This window comes from Actinoallomurus oryzae (assembly GCF_039541955.1).
Lineage (GTDB): Bacteria > Actinomycetota > Actinomycetes > Streptosporangiales > Streptosporangiaceae > Actinoallomurus > Actinoallomurus oryzae.
On record NZ_BAABHF010000053.1, the window covers coordinates 1 to 12,739 of the forward strand.

At 70.3% G+C, this 12,739-nt stretch carries 9 protein-coding genes and 1 tRNA gene; 4 read left to right on the top strand and 6 right to left on the bottom strand.

What is annotated here, in order from left to right; all coding sequences use genetic code 11:
* Positions 1-63 precede the first annotated feature (63 nt).
* Entirely contained in the window at positions 64-1,983 is a 1,920-nt protein-coding gene (locus ABEA10_RS42710) for a molybdopterin oxidoreductase family protein (RefSeq protein ID WP_345474064.1), read from the bottom strand.
* 17 nt (positions 1,984-2,000) lie between these two features.
* On the bottom strand, positions 2,001-3,047 hold the full coding sequence (locus tag ABEA10_RS42715; RefSeq protein WP_345474079.1) for a 2-dehydropantoate 2-reductase: 1,047 nt from the start codon (positions 3,045-3,047) through the stop codon (positions 2,001-2,003).
* 29 nt (positions 3,048-3,076) lie between these two features.
* Here ABEA10_RS42715 and ABEA10_RS42720 point away from each other — a divergent pair.
* From ABEA10_RS42720 to ABEA10_RS42730, 3 genes are all read left to right on the top strand, one after another.
* Positions 3,077-3,165 (top strand) — tRNA-Sec (locus tag ABEA10_RS42720).
* Between the two features lie 31 nt (positions 3,166-3,196).
* Entirely contained in the window at positions 3,197-4,336 is a 1,140-nt protein-coding gene (locus tag ABEA10_RS42725) for a molybdopterin-binding protein (RefSeq protein WP_345474066.1), read from the top strand.
* Positions 4,337-4,556: 220 nt separating this feature from the next.
* Positions 4,557-5,249, top strand: coding sequence for a GntR family transcriptional regulator (locus ABEA10_RS42730; protein ID WP_329234258.1), 693 nt, complete (start codon positions 4,557-4,559; stop codon positions 5,247-5,249).
* On the opposite strand, the gene ABEA10_RS42735 is transcribed toward ABEA10_RS42730, so the two are convergent.
* The 4 genes from ABEA10_RS42735 to ABEA10_RS42750 form a co-directional block, all read right to left on the bottom strand.
* Positions 5,242-6,627, bottom strand: coding sequence for an OFA family MFS transporter (locus ABEA10_RS42735; RefSeq protein WP_345474071.1), 1,386 nt, complete (start codon positions 6,625-6,627; stop codon positions 5,242-5,244). The genes ABEA10_RS42730 and ABEA10_RS42735 overlap by 8 nt on opposite strands.
* A 179-nt stretch (positions 6,628-6,806) precedes the next feature.
* Positions 6,807-8,942: an acetate--CoA ligase family protein gene (locus ABEA10_RS42740; RefSeq protein WP_345474073.1), complete on the bottom strand. Its 2,136-nt coding sequence runs from the start codon at positions 8,940-8,942 to the stop codon at positions 6,807-6,809.
* A gap of 1 nt (position 8,943) precedes the next feature.
* Positions 8,944-10,173 (bottom strand): formyl-CoA transferase, encoded by a 1,230-nt coding sequence (gene frc / locus ABEA10_RS42745; protein WP_345474075.1) that lies wholly within the window; start codon positions 10,171-10,173, stop codon positions 8,944-8,946.
* Positions 10,174-10,186: 13 nt separating this feature from the next.
* Complete coding sequence (locus ABEA10_RS42750) at positions 10,187-11,887, bottom strand: thiamine pyrophosphate-binding protein (protein WP_345474081.1); 1,701 nt, start codon at positions 11,885-11,887, stop codon at positions 10,187-10,189.
* Between the two features lie 217 nt (positions 11,888-12,104).
* On the opposite strand from ABEA10_RS42750, the gene ABEA10_RS42755 reads away from it, so the two are divergent.
* On the top strand, positions 12,105-12,739 hold a 635-nt coding region (locus ABEA10_RS42755), incomplete at its 3' end, for an ATP-grasp domain-containing protein (protein ID WP_345474077.1).

Consider the following 12,739-nt stretch of genomic DNA (forward strand, 5'->3'; position numbering starts at 1 on the left):
GTCAGTCGTTGGGTCAGACCCGGCCGGGAGGCGCTCATCTACATCATCACTGTCAGTCGTGGATCACCCGTCCCTTCCGGTGGTCCCGTCACCGGGCAGCCGTTCGACGCGGATCGCCGTCGCCTTGTACTCGGCGGTGCCGGCGATCGGGTCGGTCGCCTCGATGGTCAGGCTGTTGGTGTCCACCTGGTCGGGGAAATGGGGGATCATGAACGCCAGTCCCGGCCGGAGGGCCGGGTCGACGGCCACCGGCGCGGTCACCGAGGCGCGCCGCGAGCTGACCAGCACCCGTTCGCCGGGCACGAGGCCGAGCCGTTCGGCGTCCTCGGGGGACAGCTCGATCGCCGCCTCGCGTCGTGCCGGCAACGCGATCGCGCCGGACTGGACGCCGGTGTTGTAGGAGTCGAGCCGGCGGCCGGTGGTGAGCCGCAGCGGGAAGTCCTGGTCGAGGACGTCCACGGGCAGCCGGTGCCGGGAGACCGCGAACGGTGCGGGGGCGCCGCGCCGCTCCGGGTCGGTCTCCCAGAGCCGCCCGTGCAGGTACGGCGGCTCCAACCGGTCCTCGCTGAAACACGGCCACTGGATGCCCTGCAGCTCCTCCAGCCGCCGGTAGCTCATCCCGGCGAAGATGGGGGACAGCGACCGCACCTCGTCCCAGATCTCCTCCGCGGACGGGGCGCCCCAGTCGCAGCCGAGGCGCCGGGCCAGGTCGGACATGATCGCGATGTCGTCGCGGGCGCCGCCGGGCGGGTCCAGGGCCTTGCGGACCCGCTGCACGCGCCGCTCGCTGTTGGTCACCGTGCCCTCGCTCTCGCACCAGGCCGCGCTCGCGGGGAGCACGACGTCGGCCAGCCGGGCGGTCCTGGTCAGGAAGATGTCCTGGACCACGAGATGGTCCAGGTCGCTGAGCCGCTTGACCGTGTGCGCCGAGTCCGCCTCGGACTGCGCCGGGTTCTCGCCCACGCAGTACGCGGTGGTCAGCTCACGCCGGTCCATCGCCTCCAGCATCTGGGTCAGGTGCATGCCGTAGCGCGGCTGGATCTCCCGGCCGTACGCGGCGCCGAACCGTGCCCGCACCGCGGGGTCGAGGATGTCCTGGAACCCCGGCAGGCGGTTGGGGATGGCGCCCATGTCGCCGCCGCCCTGGACGTTGTTCTGCCCGCGCAGCGGGTTGAGGCCTGAGCCGTAGCGGCCGACGTGGCCGGTGAGCAACGACAGGTTGATCAGGGCGCGGACGTTGTCGGTGGCGTTGTGGTGTTCGGTGATGCCGAGCGTCCAGCACAGCTGGGCCCGGTCCGCGCGTGCGTACGCGTGGGCGAGTTCGCGGATGGCCGCGGCGGGCACACCGGTCTCGCGTTCGGCGGCCTCCAGGGTCCACGGTTCGACGGCGGCGGCCAGTTCGGCGAAGCCGGTCGTGGCCCGGCCGACGAACGCCTCGTTGACCAGCTCGGCGTGGATGATCTCGCGGGCGACCGCGTTCGCCAGCGGAATGTCGGTGCCGACGTTCAGGCCGAGCCAGCCGTCGGCCCACTCGGCCGAGCCGGTACGGCGCGGATCGACGACGAACAGGCGTGCGCCGTTATGCACTCCCTTCAGCAGGTGGTGGAAGAAGATGGGGTGTGTCTCCCGGGCGTTGGAGCCCCACAGGATGATGAGGTCGGTCTCCTCGATCTCCCGGTACGACGAGGTGCCACCCCCGGCACCGAACACGGCCGCCAGACCGGCGACGCTGGGAGCGTGTCAAGTGCGGTTGCAGGAGTCGATGTTGTTGGTGCCGATGACCTGCCGCACGAACTTCTGCGCCATGTAGTTCATCTCGTTGGTCGCGCGCGAGCAGGAGAACATCCCGAACGCGTCCGGGCCGTGGGCCTCGACGTTCCGGCGGAAACCCTCGGCCGCGCGGTCGAGCGCCTCCTCCCACGTGGCGGTGCGCAGCTCGCCGCGGTCGCGGACCAGGGGCTCGGTGAGACGGGTGTAACGCATGGCGTCCTCCTCGGTTGTCAGGCGGGAACCGCGCTTCGGGCAGCGGCGGTGATCTTCTCGTTGGTCAGTCCCGCGACGGCGTTGATCGCCCGCAGGGTGGGGACGCGGGTCCCGGTCAGGTCGGCGAGCTCGACCACGGCCGCCAGGATCACGTCCAGCTCCAGGGGCTTGCCCTTCTCCAGGTCCTGGAGGGTGGAGGTCTTGTGGTGGCCGGTCCGCTCCGCGCCCGCCAGGCGACGGCCGATGGAGATCTCCGGACGGCAGCCGAGCCGCTCGGCGACGTCGAGCGTCTCGCGCATCATGGTGATCACCAGGTCGCGCGTGTCGCGGTGGCGGCACATCTCGAGCATCGTCGCCCGGCTCAGCGCGCTGATCGGGTTGAAGGCGATGTTGCCCATCAGCTTGATCCAGATGTCCTTGCGCAGGTCCGGCTCGACCGGGCACTTGAGGCCGCCGGCGATCATCGCCTCGCTGAACGCCCGGCAGCGGCCCGAGACCGTGCCGTCGGGCTCGCCGATGGAGAACCGGGTGCCCTCCAGGTGCCGGATGACGCCGGGCGCCGCGATCTCGGTCGCGGCGTAGACGACGCAGCCGATGGCGCGCTCGGGCGGGATGGTGGCGGTCACGGCCCCGCCGGGGTCGACCGTCTCGATGCGGTACCCCTCGTACGGGCCCGGCAGCCGGTGGAAGTACCACCACGGGATGCCGTTCTGCGCCGCGATGACGGCCGTGTGCTCCGTGGTGAGCGGGGCCAGGATCGGGCCGCAGCTCGCGTAGGCGTTGGCCTTGAGCCCGAGGAAGACGTGGTCGACCGGACCGATCTCGCGGGGGTCGTCGGTGGCCGGTGGCCGGGCGGTGAAGTCTCCGCGCGGGCTGAGCACACGTACGCCCTCCCGCCGGATCGCCTCCAGGTGGGCGCCGCGGGCGACCAGGTGGACCTCCACCCCGGCGCGGTGCAGGGCTGCTCCTACATAGGCGCCGATCGCACCGGCGCCGACGACAGCGACTCTCACGGGAACTCCGTTCTCGTGGGCTACTGCATTTTGTCTACAGTATGCCTCTATAGTGGTCAAGGATGAGTTTGTCTGTCGAGGGAGGCGAGAAGGTGCCTGGTGGCCCTCACGGTCTTCAACGCCGATGGGACTCGGGGGAGGGTGGGTTCGACTCCCACTCCCCGTCCCATCGGAGTCCGGCACGTGCCGCGACCGCGGCCATGCCCTGGCGCCTCGCGCGGGCGATGGCCGCCGCCGCGACGCCTCTCGACGTGATGGACCTGCCGGTCGGCGAGGCCGGCGGGGCCGTTCTCGCCGGCCCGGTGCGCGCACGCGCCGACCTGCCGGCCTTCGACGCCGCGGCGATGGACGGGTACGCCGTGGCGGGCCCGGGCCCCTGGCGGCCGGCCGGCCGGGTGCTGGCCGGCCGGACCGCCCCGGGCGAGGTCGGCGCCGGCGAGGCGGTGGAGATCGGGACGGGCGCTCCGGTCCCGTACGGCACGGAGGCGGTCGTGCCGTACGAGGCGGTGACGTGTGCGGACGGCCGGCTCCGCGGCCCCTTCGAGCCCGGCCGCCACATCCGGCGCCAAGGTGAGGACTGCCGGGCGGACACCAAGGTGGTCCCCGCCGGATCGGTCGTCACCCCGGTCGTCCAGGGGCTGGCGGCGAGCGTGGGGCAGGACCTGCTCCGCGTCCGCCGCCGGCCCCGCGTGGCCGTCCTGGTGACCGGGGACGAGCTCACCTCCTCCGGGCTTCCCGGCGCGGGCCGGGTGCGGGACGCGCTGGGCCCGATGCTGCCCGGCCTGATCGACTGGGTCGGGGGACGGGCCGCTCCGCCGGTCCGCGTCGCCGACCGGAAGGCGGCGCTCGCCGACGCCATCGCCGGCGCCGCCGAGGCGGACGTCGTCGTGGTGTGCGGCTCGTCCTCCAAGGGCGCCGCCGATCACCTGCGCGCCGTGCTGGGCGCGGCGGACGCGGAGTTCCTCGTCGAGAGCGTCGCGTGCCGGCCCGGCCATCCGCAGCTGCTCGCCCGGCTCGCCGACGGCCGGCCGGTCGTCGGCCTGCCCGGCAACCCCTACGCCGCACTCGTCGCGGCGCTGACGCTGCTCACGCCGTTGCTCGGGGCGCTGACCGGGCGGCTCGCCGCGAGCGGGGGCTGGGCCCGGCTCGACCCGCGTGTCACCGCGCACCCGGTGGACACGCGCGTCCTGGCGGTGCGCCGGGACGGGGCGCGGGTCGTGCCGGTGGGCCGGGACCGGCCCGGCCTGCTGTGGGGTGCCGCGCTGGCGGACGCGCTGGCCGTCGTTCCCCCCGGGTGGCGGGGAGAGGAAGTGGAACTGCTCGGCCTGCCGCCCCGATAGCGGTTCGCCGGAATTCATCCGCTGATTCCAGCGTCTTTCACTACCACCAAGCGACTTATCTGTTATCTGTGCATTTCTGTGGCATTTCGCCGCGATAGACGGTGCCGGCCGGTGGCAGGGCAAGAAATGGTGTGAGTACCGCCACGTCACCGGCAGTCCCGGTGTGCGGTATGTAGGCAGTAGACTGTACACAGAAGCCCTTAGATCTCGAGGAGTCGGCATGTCGTTCTTCACCGGTAACGCGGAGAGCGTCGACATGCCTCGGCTGACGCGTCCCGCCCCACTCCGCCAAGGGGTCTACGAGGCTCTGCTCGAGCTGATCGTGACGCGTGCGCTCAAGCCGGGGCAGCACCTGGTCGAGAGCGACCTGGCGACGCGTCTCGGCATTTCCCGGCAGCCGGTGCGCGAGGCGCTCCAGCGGCTCAGCACGGAGGGGTGGGTCGACCTGCGGCCGGCCCAGGGAGCCTTCGTGCACACGCCGACCGAAGAGGAGGCCGACCAGCTTCTGGCCGTGCGCTCGCTGCTGGAGGCGGAGTCGGCGCGGCTGGCCGCGGCCAACGTCACCCCCGAGGCGATCGCGCGGCTGCGGGAGATCTGCGAGGGCGGGGTGGCGGCGCTCGAGGCCGACGAGGTGGACGCCGTCGTCGCCGCGAACGCCACGCTGCACGCCGCCATCGTCGAGCTCTCGGGGAACAAGGTCCTGGCCGAGCTGGCGGCCCAGGTGGACCGGCGCGTGCGCTGGTATTACACGCCCGTCGCCCGGCAGCGAGGGCCGGAGTCCTGGACGGAGCACGCGGCACTGATCGACGCGCTCGCCGCGCACGATGGCGAGCGGGCGGCGCAGATCATGCGCGAGCACACCGAGCACACGCGCCGGTCCTATCACCAGCGCCCCGACAAGGAGGTCACATGATCTCCCGGCTGATCGGATAGGGGTTGGGTACGATCTTGGTCGCCCTCGGCCGCCCCGGCTGGCGAAGCGTCAGCGCGATGAGGGCCGACACGAGGCCCATCACCCCGGCGAGGGTGTAGGCGCCGGTGTAGTCCCAGGCGTCGATGACGACGGCGCCGAGGCCACCACCGAACAGGCCGCTGACCAGCTTCGCGCTGTAGACCATTCCGTAGTTGGTGGCGTTGTGGTTCTCCCCGAAGTAGTCGGGCACCAGAGCCGCGAACATCGGGTAGAACGCGCCGCCGCCGAAGCCGGAGATGAACGCGAAGACCAGGAACAACACCTCGTTGTGCGCGTCGCCGGCCCACAGGGTGCCGAACTGCGCCAGTGACTCGATGATGAGCACGACGATGAGCGCCTGCTTACGGCCGATGAGGTCGGAGAACCAGCCGACCACCGCGCGCCCGACGCCGTTCACCACGGCCAGGATGCCGGCCGACAGCGAGGCCATCAGCGGCCCGAAGCCCAGGTCCTTGGCGAAGGGCACCTCGAAGGAGATGCCGAAGATGGACACGCCGGAGATGAACGCCAGGCAGATCCACATCAGCGGGATCATGCCCGTACGCATCGCCTCCATCGGGGTGAACTGGCGCACCGCCGGAGGGTTCTTCTCGAGGCTGACACGCGCGCCGGAGTCCTTGGCCTTCGCGGGCTTCAGCGGGTCGACGTGCTCGGGCCACCAGTTCTTCGGCGGGTCCTTGAAGAAATACCCGCAGACCGCGATCGCGATGAGCACGAAGACCCCGATCAGGTCGAGAACCTCGTGGTAGTCGTTGGTATCGAAGGCGTAGTTGAAGATGACGATGAACGGCAGGGAGCCGTAGGCGAACCCGCCGTTGACGAATCCGGTCCGCGCACCGCGCTTTTCCGGATACCACTTGCCGACCATGTTGATGCAGGTCGCGTACACGAATCCGGCGCCGAGGCCGCCCAGCACGCCGAAGCCGATGATGGCCCCGAAGACGCTGTGCAGGTGGGAGATGGCGAGGAAGCCCACCAGCGCCAGCACGGCGCCCAGCATCATGGCCCGGCGCGCCGGCAGGATGCCCTTCTCCCGCAGCCGGCCTGCGGGGAAGGCGACGCCCGCCTGGAAGAACACCCAGACGCTCAGGATCCAGAACGTGTTGCTGCTGGTCCAGCCGTGTGCGGTGGACAGGGTGTCCTCGGCCGACCCGTAGGCGTACTCGAAGACGCTGATGGCCATCATCGCCGCCCACGGCAGTATCACCATGAGTACGCGCGAATGGCCCAGGATGTCGCGGTCCGTCTCGCCGATACGGTAAACACGGCCGCGTTGGTCGGTGATCTCGGTGAATTTCGGATTGGCAGTAGCGGTCATCTCGACCCCTCGTCGCGATGTGCTGGCGATTGCCCCCTGTCCCCGATCTGGCGTTCGTGCGCTCGGCCACCAAGCCCTTGTTAGGTACGCTGCATGGGCGTTCTCCTCCTGTGAGCGGGACGCTGAAGCCGGTGGCCGTACAGACGACGGCATGCGGCCGTACGGCCACCGGTGGGCGGTCAGCGGGGCAGCAGGCCCGCGGCGCGCGCCCAGCGATACTTGGCGCCGAGCACCGCGACCGGCTTCTCCGTCGTGTAGGGGTAGGCGGGGACGCCGTGGTCGAACAGATACTCACTGGCCTGCTCGACCTCGGTGTCGCCGGCGAGCGAGGCGACCACGGGCTTGTCGATGCCCTGGGCGCGTGCGTCCGCGACGACGCGGGCGATGAGCTCGGCGAACACCATCGGCGGGGTCACGATCGTGTGCCAGTAGCCGAGGATCAGGGCGTGGATGCGCGGGTCCGTGAGGCCCAGCCGCACCGTCGCCTCGTACGTGGACGGCGGCTCGCCCCCGGTGATGTCGATGGGGTTGCCGGCGGCGCCGAACGGCGGGATGAACCTGCGGAACGCCTCGTCCAGGTCCGGGGGGATGTCCATCAGCGACAGCCCGGCGTCGACGCACGCGTCGGACAGCAGCACCCCGGAACCGCCCGCGCCGGTGATGATGACGACGTTCTCGCCCTTCGGCGTCGGCAGCGTCGGCAGCGCGTGGGCGTACTCCAGCATGTCGTTCAGGCCCGGCGCGCGGATCACGCCGGCCTGGCGGAGGATGTCGTCATAGACCTTGTCGTCGCCGGCGAGCGCGCCGGTGTGGGAACTCGCGGCGCGGGCGCCGAGGCTGGTCCGGCCGGCCTTGAGCACGATGATCGGCTTCTTGCGCGTCACCTCGCGGGCCGCGGCGACGAACGCGCGTCCGTCCTTCAGGTCCTCCAGGTGCATCGCGACGCATCGGGTGTTGTCGTCCTGGCCGAAGAACGTCAGCAGGTCGTCCTCGTCCAGGTCGGACTTGTTGCCCAGGCCCACGATGGCCGACACGCCCATCTTCGAGGTGCGGCTGAAGCCGAGGATGGCCATGCCGATGCCGCCGCTCTGCGACGACAGGGCCACACCGCCCTTGACGTCGTACGGCGTACAGAACGTCGCGCAGAGGTCCTCGGGCGTGTAGTAGTAGCCGTAGATGTTGGGGCCGAGCAGCCGTACGCCGCGCCGGCGGGCGATCTCGACCACCTGCTCCTGCAGCTCGTGGTTGCCGGTCTCAGCGAACCCGGAGGGGATCAGTACCGCCGCGGGCACCTTCTTCGCGCCGACCTCCTCCAGCGCGGTCGGCACGAACTTCGCCGGGATGGTGAACACCGCGACGTCGACCTCGCCCGGCACGTCCGCGATGCTGCGGTAGGCCTTGCGGCCGCAGATCTCGTCGGCCTTGGGGTTGATCGGATGGATCTCGCCCGCGTAGCCGCCGTCGATCAGGTTCCGCATCACCGAGTTGCCGATCTTGCCCGCCTCGTTGGAGGCGCCGATCACCGCCACCGAACGCGGCTTCATCAGGCGGTTCATCACCGCGAGGATCTCCTCGGCGGTGTACCGCGGCACCTCCTGCGGCGCGTCCTCGGCCAGCAGGACGCGTACGTCGGCCGCCACCGCGCCGTCGGCGGTGGCGAACACCGGGTTGAGGTCCAGCTCGGCGATCTCGGGGAAGTCGGCGACGAGGTCGGAGACCCGCTGGATCATGCCGGCCAGCGCCTCGCGGTCGATCGGCTCGGCGCCACGCGCGCCGCGCAGCACCTCGGCGGCGGCGATGTCGTCGAGCATCGAGGCCGCCTCTTCACCGGTGGCCGGGGCCAGCCGGAAGGTGACGTCCTTCAGCACCTCGACCAGGACGCCGCCGAGCCCGAACGCGATGACCTTGCCGAAGGTCGGGTCGGTCGTCGCGCCGATGATGACCTCCTGGCCGGCGGGCACCATCCGCTGCACCTGCACGCCGAGGATCCGCGCGTCCGGGTCGTGCGCGCGTGCCGCCGCGACGATCCGCTCGTAGCCGAGCCTGACCTCGTGCGGGGAGTCCAGGCCGACGAGCACGCCTCCGGCCTCGGTCTTGTGCAGGATGTCCGGCGAAACGATCTTGAGGACGACGGGGAGCCCCATGTCCACGGCACGCGAGATCGCCTCGTCCGCCGAGGTGGCCAGGTCCTCCGCCGGAGTGGCGATGCCGTACGCGTCGCACAGCAGCTTGCCCTCCAGCGCGGTCAGCGCGGTGCGTCCCTCGGCACGCACCGCGTCGAGCACGGCGCGCACCTCCGCGCGGTCGTATCCCACCTCAGATCACTCCATTCGCCTTGAGGGAGACGAGCTCGTCCTCCGGCAGGCCGAGCACCTGCCCGTAGATCTCGTCGTTGTGCTCACCGAGGAGCGGCGACCGTTCGACCTCGACGGGGGAGTCCGACAGCTTCAGCGGGCAGCCGACCGTCTTGAAGGGACCGCGTACGGGATGGTCGACCGTGACGATCATCTCGTTGCCGACCAGGCTCTCGTCCTCGATCAGCTCGGCGGTCGACAGGATCGGTCCGCAGGGGACGTTCTCGGCGTTGAGCTTGGCCAGCACCTCCCACTTGCCGTGCTGGCAGCTCCACTCCTCGATGAGCTGGAAGACCTTGGCCAGCTTGTTCAGCCGGGCCTCCGGGGTGCTCCACTCGGGATCGTCGGCCAGCTCGGGCCGGCCCATCAGCCGGGCGATCGGCGCCCAGCCCTGCGGCTGGATGATCACGTAGACGTAGTCGTTCGGGCCGCCCGGCGCGCACTTGACCGCCCATCCCGGCTGCCCGCCGCCCGACGCGTTGCCCGAGCGGGGCACCGCGTCGCCGAAGTCCTCGTTGGGGTACTCCGCGAGCGGGCCGGCGGCCAGCCGCTGCTGGTCGCGCAGCTTGACCCGGCACAGGTTCAGCACCGAGTGCTGCATCGCGACCGCGACCCGCTGGCCGCGGCCGGTCGTGTTGCGCTGGTAGAGCGCGGCGAGTATCGCGGCGACCAGGTGGATGCCGGTGCCCGAGTCGCCGATCTGGGCGCCGGTCGCGGTCGGCGGCCCGTCCTCGAAACCGGTCGTGCTCATCGACCCGCCCATCGCCTGGGCCACGACCTCATACGCCTTGAAGTTGGTGTACGGGCCCTCTCCGAAGCCCTTGATCGAGGCGAAGATGAGCCTCGGGTTCAGCTCGCGCAGTTTCTCCCAGCCGAATCCCAGGCGTTCGACCGTGCCGGGTCCGAAATTCTCCACGAGCACGTCGGAGCGTTTCACCAGATCGGCGAAAAGCTCTTTGGCCCGGTCGTTCTTGAGGTTGAGCGTGATGCTCTTCTTGTTGGCGTTGAGCATCGTGAAATAAAGGCTGTCGGCGTCCGGAACGTCCCGGAGCTGGCGCCGCGTGATGTCGCCGCTCGGCGCCTCGAGTTTGATGACGTCGGCGCCGAGCCACGCGAGAATCTGGGTGCAGGACGGTCCGGACTGAACGTGCGTCATGTCCAGGACCTTGACGCCGTCTAGTGCCTTTCCCATGGCGCTTTCCTTTTCACTTGTACATCGTCTGGTTCATGGTTCCGGGCGCGTAAACGTCGGTGTCGATCCACACGTTGATGAGCGAGGGCTTGCCGGACTCGCGGGCGCGTTCCAGCGCGGGCCGGATCTGGCCGGGCTCGCGGACCTCCTCGCCGTGGCCGCCGAGCATCCTGGCGAACTCGCTGTAGGGCACGTCGCCGAGCGTGTTGCCGACCCGTTCGCGGTCCTTGCCGTACTTGGCGCCCTGGCCGTAACGGATCTGGTTCATCGAGGAGTTGTTGCCGACGATCCCGACGAACGGCAGGTCGAAGCGGACGAGAGTCTCGAAGTCCCAGCCGGTGAGGCTGAACGCGCCGTCGCCGAACAGGGCGACGACCTCCTTGTCCGGGCGCGCCTGCTTGGCCGCCATCACGAACGGGATGCCGACGCCGAGGGTGCCGAGCGGACCGGGGTCCATCCAGTGCCCGGGCGACTTGGGCTGCACGACCTGGCCGGAGAAGGTGACGATGTCGCCGCCGTCGCCGATGTAGATCGAGTCCTCGGTGAGGAACTCGTTGATCTCGTGCACGAGCCGGTACGGGTGGATCGGTGACGCGCCGGAGTGCTGGAGCGGCAGCCGCTTCTCATAGGCCTTGGTCTCCTCGGCGCGCAGCTCCTCCAGCCACGCCTTCCGCCCCGAGGCGCCGTTGTCGGAGCGCCCGGAGGCCGCCTGCGTGACCGCGGACAGGATGAGGCCCGGGTCGCCGACGATGCCGAGGTCGACGTCGCGGTTCTTGCCGACGGTGCGATAGTCCAGGTCGATCTGGACCACGGTGGCCTCGGGGGACAGGCGCCGCCCGTACCCCATGCGGAAGTCGAACGGCGTGCCGACGATGACGATGACATCGGCGTTGTTGAACGCGTAGCGCCGGGATAGCTGGTAGTGGTGCGGGTCGCCGGGCGGCAGGGTGCCGCGGCCGGCGCCGTTCATGTAGGCGGGCACGTTGAGCGTGCGCACCAGCTCGGTCGCCGCGTCGGTCGCCCGGGTGGTCCAGATCTGGTTGCCCAGCAGGATGCACGGCTTCTCGGCGTTCACCAGCAGGTCGGCGAGGCGCTCGATGGCCGCGGGGTCGCCCTGCCGGCGCGTCGAGGCGCGGTACCCGCCGGGCCGCGGTACTCGCGCTCGGTCGCGGGGGACCTTGGCGTCGAGCACGTCGCGCGGGATCTCGAGGAACGACGGGCCCGGCGCGCCGTTGTAGCACTCGCGGAAGGCCATCGAGACCAGGTCCGCGACGCGTTCGGTGTGCGGCACGGTGGCGGCGAACTTGGTGATCGGCGCCATCATGTCGACGTGCGGCAGGTCCTGCAGCGAGCCCATCTTGTGCTGGCTCAGCGCGCCCTGGCCGCCGATCAGCAGCATCGGGCTCTCGGCGCGCAGCGCGTTCGCCACGCCGGTGACGGCGTCGGTGGTCCCGGGGCCCGCCGTGACGACGGCGCAGCCGGTCGTGCCGGTGATGCGCGCGTGGCCGTCCGCGGCGTGCGCGGCGACCTGCTCGTGGCGGACGTCGATGACTTTGATGCCCTCGTCGACGCAGCCGTCGTAGATGTCGATGATGTGGCCGCCGCACAGGGTGTAGATCACGTCGACGCCCTCCGCCTTGAGGGCCTTGGCGACGAGATGCCCACCTGAGATGAGTTCCGTGGCTTGGGGTTCCGGCTCGGGGGACGTGGCCATGTCCTGTGTCAACTCCTCATGATCGGGGCTCGGATCCGGGCGTAACGCCAGGTCAAAGCCGTTTCAGTACCGTAGTGGCGAGGATTGCATACAGTCGACGAATACTGTATGAAGACTGTGACACCCAATGCGTGGAATGTCCAGAGCGAGATTCGGCAACGCGGCCGAGAGGCCGGACGGGGGTGCGGCCGACCGCGGACGGGCGGGAGGAACGCGAGTGGATCTGTTCGAACATCAGGCGAAGGAGCTCTTCGCGGAGTACGGCGTCCCGGTCCCTGCCGGCAAGATCGCTACGACGCCGGAGGAGGCTCGGGCGATCGCTGAGGAGTTCGCCGCCGCCGGCACCTCGCGCGTCGTTGTCAAGGCGCAGGTGAAGACCGGCGGCCGTGGTAAGGCCGGAGGCGTGAGGCTGGCCGACTCGCCCGCCGACGCCGAGGAGAAGGCGCGGCGGATTCTCGGCATGGACATCAAGGGCCACACGGTCCACAAGGTGTTGGTCGAAGAGGCGAGCGCCATCGCTCAGGAGTTCTACTTCTCCTTCCTGCTCGACCGCGCCAACCGCACGTTCTTGTCCATCTGCTCGGTCGAGGGCGGGATGGAGATCGAGGAGGTCGCCGCGACCAAGCCCGATGCGGTCGCGCAGATCCCGATCAACGCGCTGAGTGGTGTCGACCGGGCCAAGGCCCGGGAGATCGCGGTCGCTGGGCGGTTGCCGGCCGAGGCGTTGGAGGGTGCCGCGGAGCTCATCGAGCGGCTGTGGGCGGCGTTCGTGGATGAGGACGCCACGCTGGTCGAGGTGAACCCGCTGATCCTGACCGCCGATGGTCAGGTCAAGGCGCTGGATGGCAAGGT

Coding starts and splice junctions, on each gene's coding strand:
- ABEA10_RS42725 (WP_345474066.1), top strand. CDS start 3,197: ATGCCCTGGCGCCTCGCGCGGGCGATGGCCGCCGCCGCGACGCCTCTC.
- ABEA10_RS42730 (WP_329234258.1), top strand. CDS start 4,557: ATGTCGTTCTTCACCGGTAACGCGGAGAGCGTCGACATGCCTCGGCTG.
- ABEA10_RS42735 (WP_345474071.1), bottom strand. CDS start 6,627: ATGACCGCTACTGCCAATCCGAAATTCACCGAGATCACCGACCAACGC.
- frc (WP_345474075.1), bottom strand. CDS start 10,173: ATGGGAAAGGCACTAGACGGCGTCAAGGTCCTGGACATGACGCACGTT.
- ABEA10_RS42750 (WP_345474081.1), bottom strand. CDS start 11,887: ATGGCCACGTCCCCCGAGCCGGAACCCCAAGCCACGGAACTCATCTCA.